This is a genomic window from uncultured Thalassolituus sp., from assembly GCF_950066645.1.
Taxonomy (GTDB): domain Bacteria; phylum Pseudomonadota; class Gammaproteobacteria; order Pseudomonadales; family Oceanobacteraceae; genus Thalassolituus.
Genome location: NZ_CATMFB010000004.1, coordinates 146,259 through 171,863 on the forward strand (window position 1 = coordinate 146,259; position 25,605 = coordinate 171,863).

Sequence of the window (25,605 nt, forward strand, 5' to 3'; positions counted from 1 at the left end):
GCACTCGCCGGGTTTTCTGTTTTTAGTCGCCAGAAATAACGACCTCGGGCAAAGGAGGGAGCGTCGTTGTTTCTTCTGTGCGTGGAACGAGTACCACTGACGTGCCCACGGTAACTGTGATTCCGTCCTGATTAACAATATCGCAGTGCAGGGTAGCAACCGGCTTTTCCGGATGGATGGATTCAACAGTCATATGAAGAGTCAGCTCATCGCCACAGTACACGGGAGCACAGAAGTCCAGGTGTTGAGACAGGTAGATGGTACCTGGGCCGGGGAATTGAGTGCCGAGCATCCGTGAGATAAGTGCGCCGCTGAACATTCCATGCATGATGGTGCGGCCAAAGCGCGTCTTCGATGCATAGTCTTCATCCAGGTGAACCGGATTATTATCACCGCTTGATGCGGCAAAGAGATCGATGTCCCGCCGTGTGACTGTGTGCTTCATGGTCTGCGCCTCGCCACAACGCAGCTCGGAGAAGGGGACGTTTCTGACTGTGCTCATACGTTTCTCCTGTTTCTCGGGGCATCATACCCCTGTCGATGACAATTACCCTGCGCCTGGTCAATGACGTTGGTATGACATAGGGGCCTGCCTGGTCGTTCGGCAGTGACAGAGCTTTGCCGGAGAGGCCCAAACGGGCTAGAATCCTTGGCTAATAATAATTCAGAAGCGTTTGTCACAGGGAGGCGGGCGCTTTCATCCTACCGGCATTTGCCGGGGTCTTACCGGAGGTGGTATGAACGAACAGTTCTTTCAGGATCGTTACCCTGAGGGTTTCCCAAAGTCAGTCGACGTCAATAAATTCTCTTCAGTCATTGAAATCTTTAACAGCTTTGTCAAAAAGTACGCAGACCGTCCGGCATTTACCTGTCTGGGGCAAACGCTGACGTACGCCGAACTGGACGAGAAAAGTGCTGCCTTTGCTGCTTATCTGCAGAATGAAACCACACTGCAGGCGGGCGACCGTATTGCGGTTCAGTTGCCCAACGTGCTGCAGTATCCGGTTGTCGTATTTGGTGCGATGCGTGCTGGGATGATTGTCGTTAATACCAATCCGCTCTATACCGAACGGGAAATGGAACATCAGTTTAACGATTCAGGTGCTAAGGCTCTCGTGGTACTCGCCAATATGGGCGATAAGGCCATGAAGGTTGTCCCCAAGACAGGTATTAAGCACGTTATCGTGACTCAGGTCGGCGATATGCATTGTCCGTTCAAGCGCCTGCTGATCAATGGCGTTCTCAAGTACGTGAAGAAAGAAGTACCGGCATTCAGCATTGCTGGCTCAGTGCCCCTGCGCTCTGCGTTGAGCAAAGGCGCCGGCAAACAGTACACGCCGGTACCGGCAACGGCTGATGATATTGCCGTGTTGCAGTACACGGGTGGTACGACGGGTGTGGCTAAGGGCGCAATGCTGACCCACGGTAACCTGATGGCCAATATGATGCAGAGTGACGGTGTCTTTACTCAGATTCTGAACGAGGCTGAAGAGACGGTTATCTGCCCACTCCCGCTGTACCATATTTATGCATTTACCGTGCATTGCATGGTGCTGCTGCAAACGGGTAATCACAACATCCTGATTCCGAATCCACGGGATATTCCTGGCTTTATTAAAACGCTGGAAAAGACCGAGTTCACCGGATTTGTCGGCCTTAATACGCTGTTCGTGGCGCTCTGTGGTCAGGAATCTTTCCGGGCACTCGACTTCAGCAACCTGAAGCTTACTGTGTCTGGAGGTATGGCACTTACGAAGGCAGCGTTTGACGAATGGAAACAGGTCACTGGTTGTGAGGTCGCAGAAGGTTACGGTATGACCGAAACTTCGCCAGTCGTTTCCTTTAACCCTCCGGGTGCCATTATTCAGGGCACAATTGGTATGCCTGTTCCGAATACTGTCTGTAAAGTTATCGACGAAGAAGGTAATGATCTTCCGGTTGGCGAGCCAGGTGAGCTGTGTGTTAAAGGCCCTCAGGTGATGAAGGGCTATTGGCAGCGTCCGGAAGCAACGGCCGAAACCATGACGGCTGATGGTTGGCTTAAAACGGGTGATATGGCCGTGATCCGTGAAGATGGCTATATGCAGATCGTTGACCGTAAAAAGGACATGATCATCGTTTCGGGCTTCAACGTTTATCCGAATGAGGTTGAAGATATCATTGTTGGTCACCCTGATGTGATCGAAGCGGCTGCCATTGGTATCCCCGATCCGAAAAGCTCTGAGGCTGTCAAAGTATTCGTGGTATCGAAGAATCCGGCGCTCACTGAAAAGGACGTCATTGCCTATGCGCGGGAAAACCTGACAGCGTACAAAGTACCAAAGACAATTGAGTTCCGGGAAGAACTGCCTAAAACCAACGTTGGCAAGATTCTGCGTAGGGAGCTGCGTGATGAGGAGCTGGCGAAGCACAAGTAAGTATTCGTCAGCCCTGACATGGTAAACTTAACGCCCCGGAAATCCGGGGCGTTTTTTTTGGTAATAGCGGTAAACGAATGATTTCTGATATTCATGCAGCTCTTGAATTCTGCCTGTTGAAAGACAGGTTTCCAGTGCGGTCAGCGCTTAAACGGGCGGAGACTCTGCCGGAAGAAAAACGCCAGAAAAAACTGGCGGAGCTGTTGCAACGGGTTCAGAAAAGTCAGGAAATCGCGGGCTCACGCGAGGTGACGCCCCCTCTCAGGTACCCTGAAGGTCTCCCCGTATGTGAACGCAGAGAAGAAATTCTGGACGTTATACGAAACCATCAGGTTGTTGTGATCGCTGGTGAAACAGGCTCCGGGAAAACCACGCAGTTACCAAAGCTGTGCCTGGAGGCCGGGTTAGGTCGCTACGGTCGTATTGGTCATACTCAGCCCCGCAGACTGGCTGCCCGCGCCGTTGCACAACGTATTGCAGAAGAGTTGGGTGGAGAGCTTGGTGGCCTTGTCGGATATCAGGTGCGTTTCACGGATCAGAGTTCGGATCAGAGCCGTATTAAGGTAATGACAGACGGGATTCTGCTTGCTCAGACACAACGGGATCGCTTTCTGAATGAGTACGACTGCATCATCATCGATGAGGCTCATGAACGAAGCCTCAATATTGATTTCCTGCTGGGGTACCTCCGACAGTTGCTGCCGCAGCGCCCGGATCTTAAAGTTATTATTACCTCTGCCACCATTGATGTTGAGCGGTTTTCACGTCATTTCAGCAACGCGCCCGTTATTGAAGTGTCAGGGCGTACATTTCCCGTAGAAGTGCGTTATCGCGGGCTGGTCAGGGCGGATGACGATCAGGAAGACCGCAGTCTTTTTGAGGGGGTGCGGGATGCCTTGAGTGAGCTGCGTGAAGAAGATAAGCGCAGTGGTCGCCCGGGAGATGTCCTCGTTTTCCTGCCCGGCGAGCGTGAAATCCGGGAATGTGCTGATTATCTCCGTCGTCAGGCGCTCCCAGCGACCGACATCCTGCCTCTTTACGCCCGTCTCAGCGGTGCAGATCAGCAGAGGATTTTTAAACCCCACGGCGGGCGTCGGATCGTACTCAGTACGAATGTGGCCGAGACATCGCTGACGGTTCCCGGCATTCGTTATGTTATTGACTCTGGTGTGGCGCGGATAAGTCGCTACAGCTATCGCACCAAAGTACAGCGGCTTCCGGTTGAGGCCATCTCTCAGGCCAGTGCCAATCAGCGGGCAGGGCGCTGTGGTCGGACCGAGCCCGGTGTCTGCATCCGCTTGTATGAAGAAGAGGATTTCGCCAGTCGACCAGAATTTACTGACCCCGAAATCCGCCGGACAAACCTTGCCAGCGTCGTGCTTCAGATGTTGCACCTGCGACTGGGCGATATCCGTCACTTTCCTTTCGTTGATGCCCCCGACGAACGCTATATCAAAGATGGCTTTAATCTGTTGCAGGAACTACAGGCTGTCGATGCCTCACGGAAGATCACAGATATCGGTCGTATCATCGCCCGCCTGCCGGTAGATCCTCGTATCGGACGAATGCTGATTGAGGCCTCGGAACGTCAGTGCGTTAATGAGGTGATGATTGTGGCAGCGGCTCTGACCGTTGCCGACCCGAGGGAGCGTCCGCCTGAGAAGCAGCAGGCGGCGGCTGAAAAGCACCGGCTCTGGGCGGATGAAGATTCTGATTTTGTTTCATTGATAAACCTCTGGAATGCCTACGAAGAACAGCGTCAGGAACTGTCACAGAATCAACTCCGTAAATGGTGTCAGAAACACTTTCTCAGCTATATGAGGATGCGCGAGTGGCGGGATATCCACCGCCAGCTTCATCTGCTCTGTCGGGATATCGGTTTTACTGTTAATTCCACGGTTGCAGGGTATGAGGTTGTTCATAAATCGCTACTCGCGGGAATGCTGAGTCACATCGGCTTCAGGGCTGAGCAGAAGGAATATCTGGGGGCCCGAAACCGCAGATTCGTGATGGCACCGGGCAGTGCCAGCTATAAAAAGCCACCTAAGTGGATCATGGCGGCAGAGCTTGTTGAAACCACGCGCCTGTATGCACGTACCATCGCAAAAATTGAGCCTGAGTGGATTGAAGAGTGCGGACGCCATTTACTTAAGTATCAGTATTTTGAGCCGCACTGGCAGGAAAAACGCGGTCAGGTCGTGGCATCAGAGCAGTCGGCGTTGTATGGGCTTATTGTGAACCCAAGACGCCGTGTTGATTATTCCCGTACTCACCCTGAAGAAGCGCATGAGATCTTTATTCAGGAAGCAATGGTTGCCCGGAATCTGCGTTCTGACGTTGCTTTCTATCAGAAGAATCTTCGGTTGCTTGATGAGGTGACTGAGTATGAGGAGAAGTCCCGGCGTCGTGATCTGGTTATTGACGATCAGGTCATTGCGGGGCATTACCGTGAGAATATCCCTCAGCAGGTCTGCAGCCGGCGCAGTCTTGAAAGTTGGTATAAAAAAAGCAGCGCAGAAGAGAAGCAAAGACTCCTGTTCAGCCGCGATTTTCTGTTGTCTGATGCAGCCCGCGGCGTGTCTCAGGCCGATTATCCAACCGAGCTTGAGATCAATGGCCTGGCGTTCCCTCTCAGTTATGCATTTGCTCCCGGCGCCATCGATGATGGGGTCACCCTCAGTGTCCCTGTCGCTATGTTGGCGCAGGTGCCTGAGCCCCGGGCTGAATGGCTGGTTCCCGGCTTTCTGCATAATAAAGTAGTGGCCTTACTGAAAGGCTTGCCCAAAACAGTGCGTAAGCAGTTTGTCCCCGTGCCGGATACCGCCACCCGTTTTCTCCAGCAGGTCTCGGCAGGACAGGGCAGTCTCTATTCTGCACTCGCTGAGTTTCTCAATCAGACGTTGCGTCCGAAGATCTCTCCTGATGAGCTTAAGGCGATCGACCTTGAGCCGCACCTCCTGATGAACTACAGCGTTGTCGCTGAGGGTAAGTGTCTGGCACAGAGCCGGGACCTGAACCGTTTGCGTGACGAGTTCAGTGGTGCTGCTCAGACGGCTGTTGTAGAGCTCACTGATCAGCGCTATCAATTGAGTAATGTTGCTGACTGGAACTTTGGCCATCTTCCTGAGACGACCCAATCTGAAGTTGGTGGCTTACCTGTCCGGGCTTATCCATGCCTGAGGGCAACCAGAGAAGGTGTCGAGCTTACGGTCGAATCTGATGAGAATGAGGCGAACGCGTCCCACAGGGAAGGGCTGCTGCGGTTGATCAGGCAGAACCTGCCGGACCTGGACCGTCAGCTTAAGCAATATATTCAGAAAACCATGCGGCCACACTGGCTACTCGCGAAGGGAATGGGGAGCGAGCAGGAGCTGACGCAATCTCTGATTGATGCAAGCTTTACGCATGTTTTCCTCCCTCATGGGGAGCCCTTACCGAGAGCAGAAGAAGACTACCGGGCACGACTTGAACGTCGTGGTGATCTGAGTGACTTTGCTGAGTTTCTCGTTTCTCTCTTTATCGAGTGGCTGAAAATCCGTCATCGCACCTTAAAAAGTCTGCGTGGCGCGGTATCAATGGATAAGGCGATGGCGTTCAGTGACGCTAAAGCGCATATGGAACGACTGCTGGAGCCCGGCTTCATGGTGGCGACGCCGTTAGAAAAATTAAAATTTTTTACCCGCTACCTGAAAGGAATCGAATACAGGATCGACAAACTTCAGGGAAACCTTCCAAGGGACCGCCAATCAATGATCGAATTTGCGTCATTGTTTGAGCCCTGGCAGGAAGCGGTCCGACGTAATGAGCCGGAAAAGCGAGAGCTGCTGGAAGAATTTCGTTGGCTTCTTGAGGAGTGGCGGGTATCACTGTTTGCTCAACCTCTGGGGACGCAGGAACCGGTTTCCCTGAAACGACTGGAAGCGCGCTGGAAAGAATTGGTCCACTTTTCTTCCTGAGTTGAATCCGGTCGTACTTTACTAACGTATAGTTTGTAATCTTCGTGTGGAAGGTTAACTTGATGACGGGTTCGCCCGCTTATCCCAAACAGAAAAGGACAGAACGATGAAAGATTCTAACAAAGCACTTGGCACAATCCTGGGTACTGCATTCGTTGCGGCTCTGGCATCAACTCCTGCGCATGCGGCAGAAAACCCGTTTGCTTCAGCAGAGCTGCAGCAGGGTTACAAAGTTGCAATGCACCATGAAGGCAAATGTGGTGAAGGCAAATGCGGTGGTGAGAAGGCCGATAAAGAAGGTAAGTGCGGCGAAGGCAAATGCGGTGGTGAGAAAGCCGACAAAGAAGGTAAGTGTGGCGAAGGCAAATGCGGTGGTGAAAAAACCGAAAAAGAAGGTAAGTGTGGTGAAGGCAAGTGCGGCGGTAAGAGCTGATCGTCATGCCTTCTGCTGAACTGCGAGGTTCAGGCCTCGGGTTGCGGCGGGCCATGTGCCGGCCGTTGCGTGAGCGGATCGAGGGTGGTGAAACTCCACCCTTCGATTTTCTTGAGGTTGCACCTGAAAACTGGATAGGCGCTGGCGGCAGGCTCGCTCAGCAGCTGCGCTGGTTCACAGAGCGCTATCCACTGGTCTGTCATGGCCTGTCACTGTCTATCGGAAGTCTCGATCCCCTGGATGAAGCCTTCGTCAGAGAGGTGGCTGAGTTTCTGAAGACACATAATGTAGCTCTCTACAGTGAGCATCTCAGTTATTGTTCAGATCATGGCCATATGTACGATCTGATGCCGTTGCCCTTTACCCGGGAGACTGTCAGAAGGGTGTCTGAGCGTATCAGTAGAGTGCAGGATATACTTGGACAACGTCTGGTTGTAGAGAATGTCTCTGCTTATCTCGAACCTGGTAAAGAAATGAGTGAGCCTGAGTTTATCTGTGAGGTGCTTGCGGCGGCGGATTGTGATTTGTTGCTTGATGTGAATAACGTGTACGTTAACTCGGTCAATCACGGCTACGATCCGATTGAATATCTTCGGGCCATGCCGACCGGGCGGATACGCTATATGCATCTCGCCGGGCATTACACCGAAAGCGAGAATCTGCTCATTGATACGCATGGCTCTGATGTGAGTTCCCCTGTCTGGGAGCTTCTTGAGCAGGCTTACCGCATACACGGTGTGCGCCCGACATTGCTCGAGCGGGACTTCAATATTCCTCCGCTCGACGATCTCTTTGATGAACTGAGCCAGTTACGACGAGTGCAGTCTTCTGTAGGGGAAGTCCGTGAGTTCAGCTGACGTTCAGAAGGCATTTGCGCGTGACATCCGCACTCAGGGTGGGGATGTCTATTCTGATGATCCGCGGATGCAGGTCTATCGCGATCTGTTTTTCAATAATGTGCGTGGCTTTATTGATAATACGTTTCCTGTCTGCGCGGAAGTTGTGGGTGAATCGTACTGGACCAGCCTATGCGAGCGTTTTTTCCGGGAGCACGCCTGCCGCACACCTTATTTTCTGAAGATATGTGAGGAATTCATTACCTGGTTGTCTGCTGACACCTCCCATTGGAGTCCGCATTATCCGTTTCTTGCTGAGCTTGCACATTACGAGTGGCTGGAACTCGCTGTGGACGTGCTCGAAGCAGGGGATGTGGTGATTGATGAAACCGCTGATGTTGAAAATGACTTTCCTGTGATCAATCCCGCGCACATTCTGGCGGGATATCAATACCCGGTTCATACGATTTCAGCCGACAGCCTGCCAGAAGTTGAAGCGCCGACAGTTATGGTTGTCTATCGGGACGCTGATCTGAACGTCCGCTTTCTCAACCTGAATGGCCTTGCGCTGTCCCTTCTCATGAAATTGCGGCAGGAGCAGGTGAGAGGCCGGGACGCTGTTACGGATGTACTTACTCAGGCGGGTATTCCGGTGAGCGAGGTTGCGCTTAATGGTGGAACGGAGATTCTCAAGGATTGGCTGCAAAAAGGGATTGTTGTGGGTGCTGTAAAATCATCCTGAATCTGAGAAGATTATCCCGCATATAAGAACAGGAGTTACAGGCAGTGAAAGCCTCTCTCAACCGTTATTGGCAAATGCCCGCTATCGTGACCGGTGTAATGACGCAGCTCTGTATGGCAGGCGCGCATGCCGCCGAAGAGTACGATCCGTGGGAGAAAACCAATCGTAAGATTTTTGCCTTCAATGAATTCATGGACAGAAACCTGTTGGTTCCTGTGGCAAAAACCTATGATGCCGTGACTCCCGATGCTGTTGATGCCGGGATCACCAACGTATTTCAGAATGCCATGGAGCCGCTGACCACAGTCAACGGTGTGGCGCAGTTTAAGTTTTCGCAGGCTCTGTCGGATACGGCCCGGTTTATTGTTAATTCAACGGTCGGCTTCTTTGGTGTATTTGACGTCGCTACACATATTGGTCTTGAAAAACATCATGAAGACTTCGGTCAGACGTTAGGGTACTGGGGCGTGGGAACCGGCCCGTATCTTATGGTGCCGTTTTTTGGCCCGAGAACGGTACGCCATGCGGTAGGACAGGGGGGTGATTATTTTACCCATCTTTCTTACACCTACTTTGGTGATAACCTGGGCGAAGATGCTGCTATGTTTGGTCTTAAAGCCGTTGATTTCCGCTCGGATCTTATGGCTTCTGAAGAATTTATTACCGGCGATCGTTACCTGTTTATCAGGAGTGCATATCTGCAGCGTCGTGAGTATCTGACCAATGATGGCAAGGTAGAGAATGAATTCGAGGATGAATTCGGGATCTTCGAAGACGAATAAAAAAAGGGCCAGAGGCCCTTTTTTTATTTGCAGCACCCGCTTAGCGCTGGGGCAGGACGTCTTTCAGTTTTTCCCGCATTTTGCGAATAGCGTCAGCTGTTTCTTCCCAGCTGATGCATCCGTCAGTGACTGACAGGCCATATTCCAGATCGTCGAGATTCGCAGGGATGTTCTGGCGGCCATGTTTGATGTTGGACTCCACCATCAGACCAATAATGGACTTGTTACCCTCAAGGATCTGATTGGTGACGTTCTCCATTACCAGCGGCTGCAGTGCCGGGTTTTTGTTGGAGTTCTCGTGAGAGCAATCCACCATAATGTTCTGCGCCAGATCCGCTTTTGCCAGAGCTTCTTCGGCGATCTTCACATTGACTGAGTCGTAGTTAGGTTTGCCACCGCCGCCGCGCAGAACGACATGAGCGTATGGGTTGCCTTTAGTTTCGACGATCGAGACTTTACCCTGCTGGTCAATACCCAGGAACCGGTGCGGATTAGCAACTGACATTAGCGCGTTTGTAGCGACCGTCAGGCTGCCGTCTGTACCGTTCTTGAATCCTACCGCTGATGACAGGCCTGATGCCATTTCGCGGTGTGTCTGAGATTCTGTCGTGCGCGCACCGATGGCTGACCAGGCAATCAGATCCTGCAGGTACTGGGGTGAGATTGGATCCAGTGCTTCTGTCGACAGCGGCAGGCCGAGTTCTGCGAGATCCAGAAGCAGACGTCTGGCGATGTGCAGGCCATCCTGAATCTTAAATGTGTCGTTCATGTAAGGGTCATTGATTAACCCTTTCCAGCCTACCGTGGTGCGGGGCTTTTCAAAGTAGACACGCATAACAAGGCAGAGTGTATCGCTGACTTCTTCTGCCAGGTCGCGTAAGCGTTGCGCATACTCTTTCGCTGCATCAACATCGTGAATAGAGCAGGGCCCTACTACAACGAAAATACGGTGATCTTTCCTGTCCAGAATGTCGCGGACTTCCTGGCGTCCTCTCTGAACGCTGATGACAGCTGAGTCAGAGATCGGCATCTCTTCCTTCAGTTGTTGTGGTGTGATCAGCGTGCTGATGCTTTCAATGTTTAAATCTTCTACGCGGTTGTCGGTCATGTAGCTACCCGTTGTGCTTTCTGTTTTTTCTGTAGGGGGTTGTTTGGGTTCGGCAGATGTCGCTGCTCTGAGAGCGCCCTGTGTGATGGCCTCAAGTTGTTTCTGTCGCCCTTGTGGCGGGGTGTCTCCCCACTGCGAAACTGCAGCCACAGTCAGAGGCCAGCCGTCGTCTGTGCAGGCTTTGGCAATGGCGCTTTTGGTGCGGAAGTGTGTAACGACGTCTGCTGTCTTCATAATATAAGTTAAGTTACCTTAAGTATGAAGACAGCATATTAAGCAGAAGAGTTTAAGTAAAGTTAAATTTTAACGAAGTTTGGCCTGAATCTCTTTAAATCGCTCTACTTTGCTTTTTTCGAAGACGGGAGGTTGTTCGCTGCCGGTAGAATCAAGCAGGCCCTCGCGGGCGTAACGCTTCACTGTTACTGGTTTGATTTCCAGGAATTCTGCAACTTCTTCGATGGACATTAGCTGGTCGGTCATGGAATGGCTCCTGATACGTTTGAGCATCAGAATAGACCTTGTGGGAGGAGCTGCCAGAGTCAGTCACATGTCATCCATGACATGTGTGACTCTGTCTGTATCAGTTGAAGACGTAACGCAGGCCCATGGTCAGAAGCAATGTTGCAAGTACTGGACGAAGTACTTTGTCGGGCATATAGCGGCTCAGATGGCTGCCCACGTGAATGGCAGGGATAGAGCCAATCAGAAGTGCGCCGAGCAGGAAGAAGTCGACATTGCCCAGTGTCAGGTGAATAAGTCCGGCCGCCAGTGTCAGCGGAACCGCATGGGCGATATCGGTGCCTACGATATGTGTGCCTCGCAGTGCAGGATAAAGGATCATCAGAATGGCGGTGCCAATGGCGCCGGCGCCAACGGATGACAGGGTTACGAATATGCCGAGAAATATCCCCATGATGATGGTTGCGTGGGGTCTCAGGTGGGCCAGGCGTCCGGCTTTAGAGCGTCCTGCCAATGCCTGGATACGGCCTCGCAGAAGAATCACAATCGCGGTAAGTACCAGCATGATGCCCAGGGCATTTTTCAGCAGGTGGCCGTAGCTTTCAGCATCGGTAAAGAAAAAGTGAAGCAGAAGCCCCGTGATGAGTGCAGCCGGGATGCTGCCTACGGCCAGAAGTTTTACCAGTCCCCACTTAACGTGTTTCTGTTTGTGGTGGCTGTATGCTCCGCCCGCTTTGGTCAGTGCGGCGTACAGAAGATCAGTGCCTACGGCTGTGTGAGGTGGAAATCCAAAGGAGAGCAGCATTGGAGTCATCAGAGCTCCGCCGCCGATGCCAGTGATGCCTACGACCAGGCCAACTACGGCACCGGCTGCTATATATAACAAAATATCCATTGGAATCGTCTAAAGTGAAAATATGGGTCTAAGCCCTTTGTGGGCGACAATGTATTGTCTGGCATCTATTCTGGAAAGGAATATTTGTTTATATTTTTATAACTAAACACTCGATCCGGAGGTCGTATGAAGTTACAGCAACTCAGATACATCTGGGAGGTCGCTCACCACGACCTCAATGTGTCTGCCACGGCGCAGGTGCTGTATACCTCGCAACCCGGGATCAGTAAGCAGATCCGCCTTCTGGAAGACGAATTAGGTGTTGAGATTTTTGCCCGTAGCGGTAAGCACCTGACGCGCGTGACGCCCGCGGGTGAGGCCATTCTCAAAATCGCGGGTGAGATACTACGCAAGGTTGAGAGTATTAAGCAGGTCGCTCAGGAATTCAGTGACGAAAAGCGCGGGAGTCTGTCAGTAGCGACCACTCATACGCAGGCGCGTTATGCGTTGCCGCAGGTGATTGAGAGTTTTATGGGGCGCTATCCTGATGTGTCGTTGCACATGCATCAGGGGACGCCGATGCAGATTGCTGAAATGGCAGCGGACGGCACCACCGACTTTGCGATTGCGACTGAAGCGATGGAGTACTTTGGTGATCTTATTATGATGCCGTGCTACCGGTGGAATCGCAGTATTCTGGTGCCAAAGGATCATCCGCTTGCCCGTACGCCGCGGCCAACTCTGGAGCAGCTTGCAGCCTACCCCCTCGTTACTTATGTGTTCGGGTTTACCGGCAGGTCAAAGCTGGATGAGGCGTTTAAAGATAAAGGGCTGACGCCCAAGGTCGCCTTTACCGCGGCCGATGCGGATGTCATCAAAACCTACGTCAGGCTGGGGGTTGGTGTTGGAATTGTAGCCAGTATGGCAATAGACGAGACTCTGGATGATGATCTGGTAGCGATTGATGCAAGCCACTTATTTGATTCAAGTGTGACCAGTATTGGCTTCCGCAAGGGGACATTTTTGCGTGGGTATATGTTTGATTTCATCTCCGCTTTCGCTCCTCATCTTTCCAGAGACCTGGTCGAGAAAGCGGCGATGTGTGCAAACAGGCAGGATCTGGCAGCGCTCTTTTCGGGGATAGACCTTCCAGTCCACTGATTTCAGATAAGAAAAAAGGGCCGATGGCCCTTTTTTCTTATCAGGATTTTGAAATGATATTTCCTGCATGCAGGCCGCACTCTTTATGACCTGCGTCTTCCCACCACCAGCGACCTTCCCGCTCGTGCTGGTTTGGCAGGACAGGGCGGGTGCATGGCTGGCAACCAATGGAAACAAATCCCCGCTGATGCAGAGGATTAAAAGGAACATCAAAAATTTTGATGTATTCCCATACCTGTGCTGAGGTCCAGTTGGCGAGTGGATTGTATTTGACCAGGGTGTCTCCGAGGCCGTTAAAGGTGGTGTCTGCTTCAACCGTGTTAACGTTCGAGCGGGTGCCGGGGCTCTGATCCCTCCGCTGACCTGTAATCCACGCGTCCAGGGTGGTCAGCTTCTCACGTAAAGGGGCGATTTTACGAATGTCGCAGCATTCCTTATGGCCATCCTCAAAAAAACTGAACAGGCCTTTCTCGCGCACGAAATCCTGCAGAGCCTTCTGGTCGGGGGTTCGCACATCAATTGTGATTCCGTAATGCTTGCGAACGGTCTCAATGAACTCGTAGGTCTCAGGGTGAAGTCTGCCAGTGTCCAGGGTAAAAATGTCCACATCTTTACGTAGTTTCACCGCCATATCGATCAGTACGACATCTTCAGCGCCGCTGAATGAAACGCCGATCTTATCGTGCTGTTCCAGAGCGTGCCTGATGATGTCTTTCGGGCGCTTTTCCGCCAACTGCCCATTGAGGGCTTCAAAATCCACTGAGGTCATCGTAATCATCCGGTTGTATCTGTATTTTTCCGGAATATTAGCATGCACCTCTTATCTCAAATAAGACTAAAAAGTCATATTCTTAGTACCTGTGCCCATGAGAGGCGGTCTTGACGGTTGTGTTCGAAAGCGCATCTGGCTAGAGTACGCCGCATAAATCACCTGACATCCAATGGGGTATACATGGAAATCGCATGCTTGGATCTTGAAGGCGTACTGGTGCCTGAGATCTGGATTGAATTCGCAAATAAGACCGGTATTGAAGAGCTGAAAGCAACCACCCGGGATATTCCGGATTATGATGTGCTTATGAAGCAGCGTCTGCGTCTGCTTGATGAGCACAACCTTAAGATTCAGGACATTCAGGAAGTAATTGCGACCCTGAAGCCTCTCGACGGTGCGCGTGAGTTTGTTGATTGGCTGCGCGAGCGCTTTCAGGTGATTATTCTGTCGGATACTTTCTATGAGTTTTCACAACCGCTGATGCGTCAGTTAGGGTTTCCGACACTGTTCTGTCATCGTCTGATTACAGATGAGGAAGGCCGTGTAGTGGACTACAAACTGCGTCAGGCAGACCCGAAACGCCAGTCGATCCGGGCCCTGCAGACTATTTATTACCGCACCATTGCTGCGGGCGACTCTTATAATGACACGACTATGCTGGCAGAAGCAGATGCGGGAATTCTGTTTCATGCACCGCAGAATGTGATTGATGAGTTTCCGCAGTTCCCTGCGGTACATACCTATGAAGATCTGAAGAAAGAGTTTATCAAAGCGAGTAATCGCGAGCTTTCTCTCTGATTCTGTCCACTCTGGGCTGTGTTGCAGCTCAGAGTGGAAACTCCAGTATCATACCCACCTTATTGAGTATTTCCTGATACTCGTCGTCCGCAGTGCTGTCGGCAACTACGCCGCCGCCCCCCCAGCAGACTGCTTCTTCTCTGGTTGCAATGATTGTCCTGATCAGGATGTTGAATTCACTGCGCCCACTGTCGTCGATGTAGCCGAAAGATCCGCAGTAAGCGTTTCGCTTTCGTGATTCCAGGGAGTCGATGATCTCCATTGCCCTGCGTTTTGGAGCGCCGGTAATCGACCCTCCCGGAAATGCATTCAGAATAGCCTGACTGTGACTGATGTTGTCGCGCAGTTCAGCGCTGATGGTAGATACAAGATGATGAACGTTCTTGTGGCTTTCAATATTGAACAGTTTTTCCACTTTGACGCTGTGAGGCTTGGCGCTCAGGCTGAGGTCATTTCTCAACAGATCGACAATCATCAGGTTTTCCGCCTGATTTTTAGAACTTCCTTCCAGGAGTCTGATGTTCTCTACGTCGGCATCAGGGATTGAGGAGCGCGGGGCGGTACCTTTAATAGGGCGTGTTTCCAGTCGTTTCCCGGTGATGCGGATGAACAGTTCTGGGGATACTGACAATATCGCCCGCTCCGCCGTCTTGAAGTACACGCTGAATGGTGCATTGAAGTGCGCAATCAGCGGGAAGGGGTTTGCTTCCGTTAGATCATCCTGGCAGATAAAGGGCATGGTGAGATTGATCTGATAGCAGTCTCCGGATAACAGATACTGCTGCACCCTTTGAAACGCTTCTGTATAGGAATCCTTGCTCCATTCTCCGGACCAGTGGCGCACCTGTGCTTTTACGGCAGGTTTTGAGGTTGCGCTGGCAATATCAGACTGAAGGGCGGTCAGCTCGGAATCATCCATTCTGGTTGGTGACTGGATGATGCAGCGGTCACTGTTTATATCAATGAGGATGCTATAGCTGAAGTAATAGAATTCCTGCTTCGGGCGCTGCGTGGGGGAGGATGGGTAGTCGATGATGCCAAGCCATCCACTGACAAAGCCCTGGTTGTTTCTTTCCGAGGTACGCTGATCTGAGCGTTGTTCTGTCGGAGGAAGGGTATTTGATTTCTGCAGCGGCCTGACTGTCACGACATGTGTGGCGCAGAAAGAGGAGTTATCTGTCAGATTTTCGTAATCCTCCTGGTGCTCTGGCATGGGCATTAAAGCAGCGACTTGAAAAAACTGTAGTGAATTCAAAAGCTTAACTGCACTGCAGGAAAGGGGGGTATGGAACATTTTAAGCCACTTTGTATTATGGGTTTTGATTGCAACCCATTGAATTTAAAGGGTTTTATGGCATCGATTTACGATCATTATACATATGTTGCCTGTTTTGTGACCACCCTCCGTAACTTTGTGTAAAAAAGAGGTAGACAAGGTCAGATCTAAGTAATAGATTGATCGCAAGTCTCGTGTAGCGGGGCTTACTGAGAAGGCCCCTTGGGGTCAAATCAACGATCAAACTACTTAGTGACTCAAAGATGAGGATCTTGTAGGATGATCAAACGGGTACAAGACCCGCTGTACTACAAAAGAAAAATAATCAGGAGTGTGCACAAATGAAATTCCTCAAAAAAGCTTCTCTGGCTGCTTCCATCGCTGCAGTGTCTTTCGCAGCAAATGCTGAACTGGTAGCAATGGATGAGTCTGCACTGGCTGCAGCAACTGGTCAGGCTGGTATCGATATCGACATCAACTTGGGTGACTCTGCCTCTGCAATCAGCATCGGTTCTGTAACCTGGACTGATACTGCAGACGGTACTGGCTCAGACATTTCTGGTGGTGGTGTTTCTCTGTCTACCATCACACTGGGTTCTGCGACTGGTGATGACGTTGTTCTGACTAATGTTATCGACGTTAACGCTGACGGCGAAATCGTGATTCAGACTGGTTCTGTAAACAACCTGCGTCTTGGTATTGCGAGCATCGACACTGTCGGTACTAACTCTGCCAACCTGGCTCGTAACGTATCTCTGGATATGAACCTGACTGGTTCTACTATCACTATCGGCGCTACTGCTGATAACGATGGCGACAGCAATGCTGATACTCTGATCACTACTCGTGGTGGTTCTGTTGAGATCACTGATGGTTCTGCTGACCTGCTGAACGGTGCAATCGGCCTTTCTGGTATTCAGGCTTATGGTCTGGATGCGAGTGGTAACCGTTCAGGTGGTCTGTCTACTGACGCAGACATCCTGTTCAACAGCAACGGTATCACCGTTTCTAACCTGAACCTTGCTGGTACTATCGAACTGGGTGACGTTGCTCTGGGTGACGCTTCTATTGGTTCTGTTGCAATCAGCAACATCGAAATGTCTGCTTCTCTGACCATCTCTGGTCACTAAGAGCAGCCTTCGGAAAAGCCCGCTTCGGCGGGCTTTTTTGTGTTTGCTGTTTACAAAAAACTTAAAAAAAACAACCAATTGGCTTGGTCGGGTGTGTGATTTTATGTAACATGTGTATTGGCAATAAATATTATAATAACAATACGGGAGGGGCTGCGGCCTTTTTACAGTGCTTGTCATTTTATTGGGATCAATCATCGGCTTCGCCATGGTGCACGAGTTTGCACTGGTGAATGACCGTCAGCAGGGCGACACGATCGTTCGTGTGGCTGTGAATGAGGACTTCCAGGAAGATAAAGTCGTTAATGTAGAGCCACTATCGACAAAGCGTTTTAAAAACGTTGTTCGCCAGGCCTACGACTACTCCTGTGGTTCCGCCGCTCTTACAACGCTTCTTGATTATTATCTTGGTAGAAACTTCCAGGAGCGTCAGGTAATGGAAGGTCTTCTCCGCTTCGGCGAAACAGAACGAATTGTTCAGCGCCGCGGTTTCTCACTTCTCGACATGAAGCGCCTGGTCACCGCGCTCGGTCATCCATCAGGAGGGTTCAAGGCGGAAGCATCCGACCTTGAAAGCTTAGATCACCCAGCTATCGCACCGATTCAGTATGCGGGATTCAAACACTTTGTTGTTATCCGCACGGTGTACGATGGCCGGGTCTATGTTGCCGACCCTGCATTGGGCAACATTTCTTTTACTCTGAATCGTTTTCTCGAAGTCTGGGACAACAATGTTCTCTTTATAGTGTTTCCGAACGGCCACAAGCCTGCCAGCGGGTTAGAGCTGCACGAGGAGGATATGCGTTTTGTGTCTGACTACGTGATCGCAGAAAATGCATTTAAAGAGTTTCCGCACTTCATGATTGCAGATACCCATAAGCTGAATAACGCAATAGCGGCGTCGTACAATAATGTTCAGTCAAGCTATGAAGTTCAGCGGGACGAAAACGGCGATATCGTTCGCGATGATAACGGTAACGCGGTTTATGAATATGTTTCGAGAGACGCCAGTGATGGTGTCAGTTCTGATGATTTCAACCTGGCTGTACCGGCCGCTGAAGGCGACGTGATCTCTAAAGAGTTGCGCTTCAGAAGAAAATAATAACGATAAGGATTACAGGTTAGTACCATGACTATTCGAATTAAAGCAATCGCACTGTCTGTTCTTCTCGCGTCCGTGCCGTTCGCACAGGCCGATGAATCTGCTGATCTTGATCGGGCTCGTGAGGCGCTTTCAAAGCAGGATAACGATGCTGATACAGAAAAAGCGCTTGAACAGGTTTTTGAAGCTGCAGAAAAAAACTACTCCTTGTTGAAAAAGGGCGGGATGGCGCTGAATTATGGTGTTGATTACACCTACTATGGTGATCAGCGAATCGGTCTGGAAATCGAAAACCAGGATGGTAATGCCGTAATCCGTAATGCGGATGTTACTCCGGTTGCAAGCCATACCATTACCAATACTTTCACATTTGATTACGGTCTGCTCAATAACCTGACGATCAGTGGACGATTGCCACTCGTTGCCAAGTTTGAGACTGAAGATGAACTTACTGGTTACGGTATTGGGGATATCTCGGGCAGCCTGCGCTGGCAGCCATTTGAATATATCCCAGGTCGTATGTCTCATACTGTCTTTGGCTCCTTGCGTCTTCCTACCGGCGATAGTCCGTATGAGATTGATGAAGACACTTCGCTGGCAACTGGCTCGGGCTCCTGGGGTTTGACCGGTGGCTGGAGCGTGTCAAAAGTATTGGACCCTGTTGTCCTGTTTGGATCGAGTTCAATCGGTTACACCTTGCCTGTGACCGGCCTGAATCAAGTCAAGGATGGCGGTAACGTCCTTCGTGAAGTAAACAACGGCCTGAACCTGTCGTTCTCTATGGGCTTCGCATATTCACTCTCTTACGATGTATCTCTGAGCGCGTCTTTTCAGGGGTCATACAGCCTTGAGTCTGAGTTCACTCTATATGATGGTGTTAATGGAGGAGAGCGTACCTCCACCGTAGGAAGTCAGATGAGCGGCATAATGAACTTCGCACTTGGTGTGCGGGTGTCTCCAAAAACAATTGCTAACGTAAACGTTGGCTTTGGTGTTACTGAGTTGTCTCCGGATATTATTCTCGGCCTCTCTCTGCCTATCGATATCGAAGGTGTGAAGCCAGCTGAGGGCAACTAATCAGTCATGACTGATAAAACGATAAGAACTAACAGTTTATGGCGGTTTGATATGCGGAAGTTAGCACTTTTAGCGATGATGATTCCGGGGTTGGCTAATGCTGAGCTTCTCCAGAATATGTTTATCGACAATAAAGCTATGTCCCTGGGGAATGCGGTAACAGCCGACCCAACGGGGATTATGGATATTCATTTTAATCCAGCGGGTCTTACCAAGCTGGAGGGGCGTCAGTTTCAACTGCAGTTGCATTCTATTATTCTCAAGTCAGAGGCTGAGTTCAGTCTTCCTGACGACTACGATGCGAACAACGCAGGCTTGCTGGACATTTCAGAAGACCCCGTAATTAACGAAGGAAAGAGTCGCGCCCATGTGGCTGCCTACTTTCCTTTTGTCGGAACGGTAGGCATCCCTTTACCGATTGTGGCGCTTCCTTCCGTTGGTATTTCTGTTAAGCCGCCTGGCTCTAAATTTACTTTTGCTAATGGCTTGTATGCACCTATGGCTGCAGGCTTCTCTAAGGACGATGACGACCCTGGTCGATATCAGGCAAAAGAAGTTGCGATTCAGCGCCTCACCTACCTGTCACCGTCTTTCGGGTATCAGGTAACGGACGAATTCTCCGTGGGGGGAAGCCTCCTGTTCTCGCATCAGGCAGTCGCCCTTGAGCAGGATATCCGTGCGCCTAACGTTCTGGTGGGTGTACTTGAAGAGCTTCAGGATGCTTTTGGGTGTTTTGATGATGAAGGTAACACCGTTGGGTCGGATCCGCTTGCGCCGTTTATCCTCCTTTGTGGTGGTAATGTCGGCCCGTATGATGATGTTGGTACGCTCAATATTGAAATGACCGAAAGCCTGTCCCCATCGTTTAACCTTGGGATGCTTTGGGAACCGAATAGCTGGTTTAAATTCGGCGCGGTGTATCAGAGTGAAGCAAAGAGTCGCCTGAAAGGTGATTTTGACCTTCAGTACACAGACGACTTCGCAGAGTTCTTTGAGACGTTTAACTCGTCAATTATCGGTGCGGTTACTGGAGCAATCTTCTCTTTTCCGCGTGGTCAGAAATATGAGGCTGGACATGTCAGCACCGAGCTGACGTATCCACAGCACTTCCAGGCGGGTGTGAAGTTCAGGTATTTCGATATCTTTCACCTGAATCTGGATGCAGGTTGGACCGATTTCGATGAGTGGGACAGTCTCGATCTGAAGTTTGATCGCAACGTAAGCTTCCTTTCTACAGCTCAGTTGATGTCACCTGGTATTGTGACCCCAAACACTCTGGAGATGCCTCTTAACTTCCGCAGCGTCTGGACCTACAACATCGGTATGGCGATGGATCTGAACTCACGTATTCAGTTGCGTGCGGGTATTGAGCCTCGTAAGAGTTCAATCCCGGATGATTCTCGCAGCCTCCAGGCGCCGATTGGCTTTGCGCGGCTTTACGCTGTTGGTCTTGGCTACCAGTGGGACCTTGATACTGTGATTGATCTGTCGATGAGCTTTATGAAGTCTGTTGAACATATCAAAGCAGACCCTCAGAGCAATGAGGACGAGTATCCTAATTCGAGTAACTCTCTGAACCGGAACTGTATTACATGCGTAGTAACCAACCCGTACCCAGGACTCGACGTCGATACCAAGTTAACGATCGGTCACGCGGGTATCAGTTTCCGCACCAAGTTCTGATTCTACTCTTATCTCTGATTGCGTTGCCGGCGTCCGCCGGCGACGGCTATTACACCTGGGTTGATGCCCAGGGGCGTATTCACAATACCCCCGTGTCTGACAAAAGTTCTGCAAAAGAAGTTGTCGCATCACCTGCCGATTCCAAGTCGGTGGAGTCTGAAGAGTTTCTTACTGAAGAGCAGCTTGAAGAGAAAATCCGCAAATATAACGAGGAAAACCCGTCGTTTTATATTTGGGTAGATGCTCAGGGTGTTACAAGGTCACAAGCTTATGATGCGGACGCGGAACAGGCTGCAGCCGACGAGGTGGCCGAAGATAGTGAAGCTATTCTCGGGTGGCATACTATTCTGGCGGTGCCGTTCCGTGTTCCTGGTGAGGTCACTCAGGGAGCATGTTGTGTTGGATTTAAGACGCAGTTTCAACCTGCTTTAAAACCATTCCGCTCAGTTCAGTTATTTGATCCTACGCGCTATCGGTCGTTTGAAACCGGTGAAGGTAAGCGCCCAGCCTGGTATCTTGAAATCGGTAAAGTGAGCAATGACAATCGACCAAGATTCGTCGTGCTCCGGTTGCGTGGTGCAGAGGTTTCTACCAATCTTGTGGCTGTAAGTTCAGACTATCGGCCGCTTTACGTTGAGTTTGACATGCCTTCGTCATTTATTCCGGAAAGCTGGCATGGCCAGGCTTATCAGGAGTATAAAATCCTCATTGAAGACGCTGAGGTAACAGGGTTGATTGTATTCCCTGAGCTTAAGCCTGCTGAGGATATGTCTCTCGAGATTCGCTGGGCTTCCGGTGAACCACCTTTCTGAATTCAGCAGTGCTGCTGCGCTGATAAGGTATTCCCGTCTCCGCTCTGGCAACCCGGGTCAGAAGCTACTTATGCTTCACGGGGCTGGTGTTGCTGGGGATCTGACCTGGCGTTTTGTTACGTCCTATCTTGAGGGTTGGAGCGAGATCGTAATTCCAGACCTTCCAGGTATGGGGCAATCTGACTTTCTGTTTGATCGTGCGCCTCTGACAGAGGACTATCTCGATGCAGTCTGTGGGCTTGTAAAGCAACTCGGCTGGGAAGACATAGCTCTGGTTGGATATTCTTTTGGTGGGTTGCTGGCAATTGAGCTCCTAAATGCTCTGAGCGCGGTAACGTCGCTGGTATTGATCGAGCCCGCTGCATTGTTGTCAACTGAGGCGGCAGATCTGAGTATGAGGGCGACCCAGTATGACAGTCTGGCGGCGGCGATAAGAAAGGACCCGGCGGCGCCGGCACCATACCTTGAGTTCTTAAATACGGTATCGCCACGTCGCGTGCGTAACGCATCCATCGATAAAATGGCAGTTGAGCGATTGATGCATCGTGGAACTGGGCTTGCCGATGGGATCGGTGCAGTGTCTGAATCGCTTAATAAGCGCGCTGCAGAGTACGCAGGCTGGGTATCACCAGTGGCTGGCTGCAGTTTAGTTGGTGGCCTTTCCTCTCAGTCGATGCACCAACGCCACGAAAAGCTTTCCCAGCAGAGTCCGGACTGGACATCACATGTTATCGACGCCAGTGATCATGGCCTCGTTTATACGCGTCCGCGTGAGATCGCAAAAATCATAAACGCGCGGATATTAATCGGTTAGGGGAGCTATACGTCCCCTGAATGTAAAGCCTGGCGTCTGCGAGCCCGTGATCGGGTAGGGCTCTTAGAGCACTAAAGACTCACAGGACTCTTGGTTCACTTTCCCTGTCACCTGATTCAGAATTAGCCCTAGCTCTGGGATCGTTTCAGGCCGGTTGTCTGAAGAATTCTTGTCGAAATTTCTTCGATGGATTTATCGGTTGTGCTGATGAACGGGATGTTCTCGCGTTCGTAAAGCATTTCAACCTCGTCTACCTCATGGTAACACTGCTTGAGCGACGCATATCGGCTGTTGGCTTTGCGCTCAGTTCTGATTGCTGACAGACGTTCTGGGTCAATGGTCAGGCCGAACAGCTTGTGTCGGTGTTTTCTCAATGACTCGGGCAGACTCAGTTCCATCATGTCTTCTTCTGTTAATGGGTAGTTCGCAGCTTTGATGCCGAACTGCATGGCCAGATAAAGACAAGTTGGTGTCTTTCCAGAGCGTGATACCCCGACGAGAATTACGTCGGCGTCCTCGTAGTGTCGGGTTCTCGCTCCGTCATCGTTGTCCAGTGCGAAATTGATTGCATCAATTCTGTGGAGATAACTCGCGCTGTTCGCCGATGAGTGTGACTTACCGACAGAGTATGAGCTTTCTACGCTCAGTTCCTGCTCAAGTGGTGACAGGAATGTTTCGAAGATGTCGACTTTGAAAGCGTCTGCGGTATCAATGATCGAACGGATGCTTTTATCAATAATGGTATCGAAAAGAATCGCCGGTGCCCCCGATTCTTTTGCAGCTTCATTGATTTTGGCCACAGCGGCGTTGGCTTTCTCTGGTGAGTCGATGTAGGGCAGAGTGACACGGGTAAACTGGATTTTATCGAACTGAGCAAGTAATGCGTTTCCGAGTGTTTCTGCGGTGATCCCCGTGCCATCGGAGATGAAATAGGCGTAGCGCTTCATGTGGTAATTTGTCCTGCGTGCACTTAGTATTACGCAGTCCCCATTATGGGCGATTCATCCGTTCGTTAAAAGTATCACTAAGGAGAAGGGCGTTGACCGATTACGTACTTAAGTTTGATCAGGTTTCGATACACGACGTAGAAAAGGTCGGTGGTAAGAATGCTTCTCTTGGTGAAATGATCGGAAATCTGTCCAGCGTTGGTGTCTCGGTACCTATGGGGTTTGCTACAACCGCCGACGCTTATCGTGAGTTTCTTTCACATGAAGGGTTGGATGCCCGTATCAATCAGGCCCTCAGCAGTCTAAATGTTGATGATATCCAGGCCCTGACGAGTACCGGTCAGCAGATTCGCGAGTGGATTCTTGATGCGCCACTGCCGCCAGCTCTCGAGGCCGCTGTCAGACAGGCATTTGTTGAATTGCAGGCTGGGAATGAATCTGTTGCTGTCGCTGTCCGCTCTTCGGCTACCGCAGAAGATCTGCCAGATGCTTCATTCGCAGGTCAGCAGGAAACCCATCTGAATATCGTCGGTATTGATAACGTTCTGCACGCTATCCGCGACGTGTTTGCATCACTGTTCAACGATCGCGCGATTGCTTATCGCGAACACCAGGGGTTTGATCATCATAAGGTGGCTTTGTCTGCCGGTATCCAGCGAATGGTTCGTAGCGAAACGGCTTCCAGTGGTGTGATGTTTACGCTCGATACTGAGTCTGGTTTTGACGATGTTGTGTTTGTTACTTCGTCTTATGGTCTGGGTGAAACCGTTGTGCAGGGCGCGGTTAACCCTGACGAATTCTACGTTCACAAACGCAACCTCGCGGACGGTCGCCCAGCTATCCTGAGGCGCAACCTCGGCGCAAAAGCGATCAAGATGGTTTATAACACTGAAGCCGCAGTGGGCAAGTCAGTTGAAACGCAGCGCGTTGATCGAGACCTCAGACGTATTTTTTCGGTGACAGACGATGAGGTGGAATCTCTGGCCCGTCAGGCTGTGCTTATCGAAAAGCACTATGGCCGCCCGATGGATATCGAGTGGGCAAAAGATGGTGATGACGGTCAGCTCTATATCGTGCAAGCCCGCCCTGAAACGGTAAAAAGCCGAGCCAGTAAGCAGGTGATGGAGCGCTATCTCCTGAAAGAACAGGGTAACGTGCTCGCGGAAGGCCGGAGTATCGGTCACCGGATTGGCAAAGGCCGGGTGAAAGTCATTGATCGTATTGAAGATATGGATCAGGTTCAGGAAGGCGATGTGCTTGTCGCAGATATGACAGACCCTGACTGGGAGCCAGTCATGAAACGCTCAGCCGCGATCGTCACGAATCGTGGGGGGCGTACCTGTCATGCCGCGATCATCGCGCGTGAGCTGGGCATTCCTGCCGTAGTTGGATGTGAAGATGCTACTGATCGCCTGAGCGATGGCCAGGAAGTCACCGTTTCTTGCGCAGAAGGTGATACCGGATTCGTTTATGATGGTGCTCTGGATTTTGATGTTCGGACAAACAGTGTTGAGTCCATGCCAGATCTGGACCTCAAGCTTATGATGAATGTTGGTAACCCGGATCGCGCTTTCGATTTTCAGGCACTGCCTAATGCTGGTGTAGGGCTCGCCCGACTGGAATTTATTATCAACCGCATGATTGGTGTTCACCCTAAGGCACTGCTGAACTTCGATCAGCTTCCGGATGATCTGCGGCCCACGGTTGAGAGACGTATTTCCGGATATCCCGGGCCTGTTGATTTCTACGTCGAGAAACTCGTTGAAGGTATTTCGACTCTGGCTGCGGCGTTCTGGCCTAAGCGGGTCATTGTTCGTTTATCGGATTTTAAATCGAACGAGTATGCCAACCTGATTGGCGGGCGCCTTTATGAGCCGGAAGAAGAAAACCCGATGCTTGGCTTCCGGGGTGCTTCCCGGTATATATCGAAAAATTTCCGCGACTGCTTCGAACTCGAATGTCGGGCAATGAAGAAAGTCCGGAATGAAATGGGGTTCACCAATGTCGAGATCATGGTTCCATTTGTGCGTACCGTGGGTGAGGCGGAGCAAGTGGTCGATCTTCTTGCAGAACATGGGCTGAAGCGTGGCGAAAATGATCTTCGTCTGATCATGATGTGTGAACTGCCAGCGAACGCGATTCTTGCGGATAAGTTTCTTGAACACTTCGACGGTTTTTCAGTTGGTTCCAATGATCTCACCCAGTTAACGCTGGGGCTTGATCGTGATTCAGGCATCATCGCTCATTTGTTTGATGAGCGGAATGAAGCGATTCTGGCGCTGCTTGAAAATGCCATTGATGCCTGTAAACGGGCCGGCAAATACATTGGGATATGTGGGCAGGGGCCATCAGATCACCCGGACTTTGCTCGTTGGCTGATGGACAAAGGAATCGACAGTATCTCATTGAACCCGGACTCTGTTCTCGATACCTGGTTTTTCCTTGCAAATAAGCAGGACTGAAAG

22 protein-coding genes are annotated in these 25,605 nt (G+C 50.9%); 15 read left to right on the plus strand and 7 right to left on the minus strand.

Annotated features, from left to right (window positions below):
* Positions 1 to 22: 22 nt before the first annotated feature.
* Positions 23 to 502, minus strand: coding sequence for a MaoC/PaaZ C-terminal domain-containing protein (locus Q1L85_RS05240; protein WP_300425427.1), 480 nt, complete (start codon positions 500 to 502; stop codon positions 23 to 25).
* Positions 503 to 737: 235 nt separating this feature from the next.
* Here Q1L85_RS05240 and Q1L85_RS05245 point away from each other — a divergent pair, with 235 nt between their 5' ends.
* The 6 genes from Q1L85_RS05245 to Q1L85_RS05270 all read left to right on the plus strand — a co-directional run bounded on the left by Q1L85_RS05245 (position 738) and on the right by Q1L85_RS05270 (position 9,166).
* Positions 738 to 2,417, plus strand: a complete 1,680-nt coding sequence (locus Q1L85_RS05245) for an AMP-binding protein (protein WP_300425425.1) — start codon at positions 738 to 740, stop codon at positions 2,415 to 2,417.
* 77 nt (positions 2,418 to 2,494) lie between these two features.
* Entirely contained in the window at positions 2,495 to 6,373 is a 3,879-nt protein-coding gene (hrpA, locus tag Q1L85_RS05250; RefSeq protein WP_300432518.1) for an ATP-dependent RNA helicase HrpA, read from the plus strand.
* Positions 6,374 to 6,479: 106 nt separating this feature from the next.
* The gene (locus tag Q1L85_RS05255; RefSeq protein ID WP_300425423.1) at positions 6,480 to 6,806 is read left to right on the plus strand and encodes a hypothetical protein; all 327 of its coding nucleotides are present in this window, start codon (positions 6,480 to 6,482) and stop codon (positions 6,804 to 6,806) included.
* 5 nt (positions 6,807 to 6,811) lie between these two features.
* The gene (locus Q1L85_RS05260) at positions 6,812 to 7,663 is read left to right on the plus strand and encodes a DUF692 domain-containing protein (protein ID WP_300425422.1); all 852 of its coding nucleotides are present in this window, start codon (positions 6,812 to 6,814) and stop codon (positions 7,661 to 7,663) included.
* Positions 7,650 to 8,384 carry a DUF2063 domain-containing protein gene (locus Q1L85_RS05265; protein ID WP_300425421.1) on the plus strand — a complete coding sequence of 245 codons (735 nt, stop codon included), beginning with the start codon at positions 7,650 to 7,652 and terminating at the stop codon, positions 8,382 to 8,384. Before Q1L85_RS05260 ends, Q1L85_RS05265 begins: the two co-directional genes overlap by 14 nt.
* 44 nt (positions 8,385 to 8,428) lie before the next feature.
* Positions 8,429 to 9,166, plus strand: coding sequence for a VacJ family lipoprotein (locus Q1L85_RS05270; protein WP_300425419.1), 738 nt, complete (start codon positions 8,429 to 8,431; stop codon positions 9,164 to 9,166).
* Between the two features lie 40 nt (positions 9,167 to 9,206).
* Here Q1L85_RS05270 and Q1L85_RS05275 read toward each other — a convergent pair whose 3' ends face one another.
* The 3 genes from Q1L85_RS05275 to Q1L85_RS05285 form a co-directional block, all read right to left on the minus strand.
* Positions 9,207 to 10,508 carry a 3-deoxy-7-phosphoheptulonate synthase gene (locus Q1L85_RS05275; protein ID WP_300425417.1) on the minus strand — a complete coding sequence of 434 codons (1,302 nt, stop codon included), beginning with the start codon at positions 10,506 to 10,508 and terminating at the stop codon, positions 9,207 to 9,209.
* 69 nt (positions 10,509 to 10,577) lie between these two features.
* Positions 10,578 to 10,754, minus strand: a complete 177-nt coding sequence (locus Q1L85_RS05280) for a helix-turn-helix domain-containing protein (protein ID WP_300425415.1) — start codon at positions 10,752 to 10,754, stop codon at positions 10,578 to 10,580.
* 100 nt (positions 10,755 to 10,854) lie between these two features.
* The gene (locus Q1L85_RS05285; RefSeq protein ID WP_300425413.1) at positions 10,855 to 11,628 is read right to left on the minus strand and encodes a sulfite exporter TauE/SafE family protein; all 774 of its coding nucleotides are present in this window, start codon (positions 11,626 to 11,628) and stop codon (positions 10,855 to 10,857) included.
* A 126-nt stretch (positions 11,629 to 11,754) separates the two neighbouring features.
* Here Q1L85_RS05285 and cysB point away from each other — a divergent pair, with 126 nt between their 5' ends.
* Positions 11,755 to 12,729, plus strand: coding sequence for an HTH-type transcriptional regulator CysB (cysB, locus tag Q1L85_RS05290; protein WP_300425411.1), 975 nt, complete (start codon positions 11,755 to 11,757; stop codon positions 12,727 to 12,729).
* 40 nt (positions 12,730 to 12,769) lie between these two features.
* Here the strand turns inward: cysB and Q1L85_RS05295 are convergent, their stop codons facing one another.
* On the minus strand, positions 12,770 to 13,498 hold the full coding sequence (locus tag Q1L85_RS05295; RefSeq protein WP_300425409.1) for a phosphoadenylyl-sulfate reductase: 729 nt from the start codon (positions 13,496 to 13,498) through the stop codon (positions 12,770 to 12,772).
* A gap of 183 nt (positions 13,499 to 13,681) precedes the next feature.
* Here Q1L85_RS05295 and thrH point away from each other — a divergent pair, with 183 nt between their 5' ends.
* On the plus strand, positions 13,682 to 14,299 hold the full coding sequence (gene thrH, locus Q1L85_RS05300) for a bifunctional phosphoserine phosphatase/homoserine phosphotransferase ThrH (RefSeq protein ID WP_300425407.1): 618 nt from the start codon (positions 13,682 to 13,684) through the stop codon (positions 14,297 to 14,299).
* A 28-nt stretch (positions 14,300 to 14,327) separates the two neighbouring features.
* Here the strand turns inward: thrH and Q1L85_RS05305 are convergent, their stop codons facing one another.
* Entirely contained in the window at positions 14,328 to 15,512 is a 1,185-nt protein-coding gene (locus tag Q1L85_RS05305; RefSeq protein ID WP_300425406.1) for an anthranilate synthase component I family protein, read from the minus strand.
* Between the two features lie 404 nt (positions 15,513 to 15,916).
* Between Q1L85_RS05305 and Q1L85_RS05310 the strand changes: the two genes are divergently transcribed.
* The 6 genes from Q1L85_RS05310 to Q1L85_RS05335 all read left to right on the plus strand — a co-directional run bounded on the left by Q1L85_RS05310 (position 15,917) and on the right by Q1L85_RS05335 (position 22,193).
* Positions 15,917 to 16,705 carry a DUF6160 family protein gene (locus tag Q1L85_RS05310; RefSeq protein ID WP_300425404.1) on the plus strand — a complete coding sequence of 263 codons (789 nt, stop codon included), beginning with the start codon at positions 15,917 to 15,919 and terminating at the stop codon, positions 16,703 to 16,705.
* 169 nt (positions 16,706 to 16,874) lie between these two features.
* The gene (locus Q1L85_RS05315; protein WP_300425403.1) at positions 16,875 to 17,807 is read left to right on the plus strand and encodes a C39 family peptidase; all 933 of its coding nucleotides are present in this window, start codon (positions 16,875 to 16,877) and stop codon (positions 17,805 to 17,807) included.
* A gap of 27 nt (positions 17,808 to 17,834) precedes the next feature.
* The gene (locus tag Q1L85_RS05320; RefSeq protein WP_300425401.1) at positions 17,835 to 18,884 is read left to right on the plus strand and encodes a transporter; all 1,050 of its coding nucleotides are present in this window, start codon (positions 17,835 to 17,837) and stop codon (positions 18,882 to 18,884) included.
* A gap of 51 nt (positions 18,885 to 18,935) precedes the next feature.
* Positions 18,936 to 20,567, plus strand: coding sequence for an OmpP1/FadL family transporter (locus tag Q1L85_RS05325; RefSeq protein ID WP_300425399.1), 1,632 nt, complete (start codon positions 18,936 to 18,938; stop codon positions 20,565 to 20,567).
* Entirely contained in the window at positions 20,477 to 21,379 is a 903-nt protein-coding gene (locus Q1L85_RS05330) for a DUF4124 domain-containing protein (protein ID WP_300425397.1), read from the plus strand. The genes Q1L85_RS05325 and Q1L85_RS05330 overlap by 91 nt, the downstream gene beginning before the upstream one ends.
* A gap of 70 nt (positions 21,380 to 21,449) precedes the next feature.
* Entirely contained in the window at positions 21,450 to 22,193 is a 744-nt protein-coding gene (locus Q1L85_RS05335; protein ID WP_300425395.1) for an alpha/beta hydrolase, read from the plus strand.
* Positions 22,194 to 22,321: 128 nt separating this feature from the next.
* Here Q1L85_RS05335 and Q1L85_RS05340 read toward each other — a convergent pair whose 3' ends face one another.
* Positions 22,322 to 23,140 (minus strand): pyruvate, water dikinase regulatory protein, encoded by an 819-nt coding sequence (locus Q1L85_RS05340; protein WP_300425394.1) that lies wholly within the window; start codon positions 23,138 to 23,140, stop codon positions 22,322 to 22,324.
* Positions 23,141 to 23,232: 92 nt separating this feature from the next.
* Here Q1L85_RS05340 and ppsA point away from each other — a divergent pair, with 92 nt between their 5' ends.
* Positions 23,233 to 25,602: a phosphoenolpyruvate synthase gene (gene ppsA / locus Q1L85_RS05345; RefSeq protein ID WP_300425391.1), complete on the plus strand. Its 2,370-nt coding sequence runs from the start codon at positions 23,233 to 23,235 to the stop codon at positions 25,600 to 25,602.
* Positions 25,603 to 25,605 lie beyond the last annotated feature (3 nt).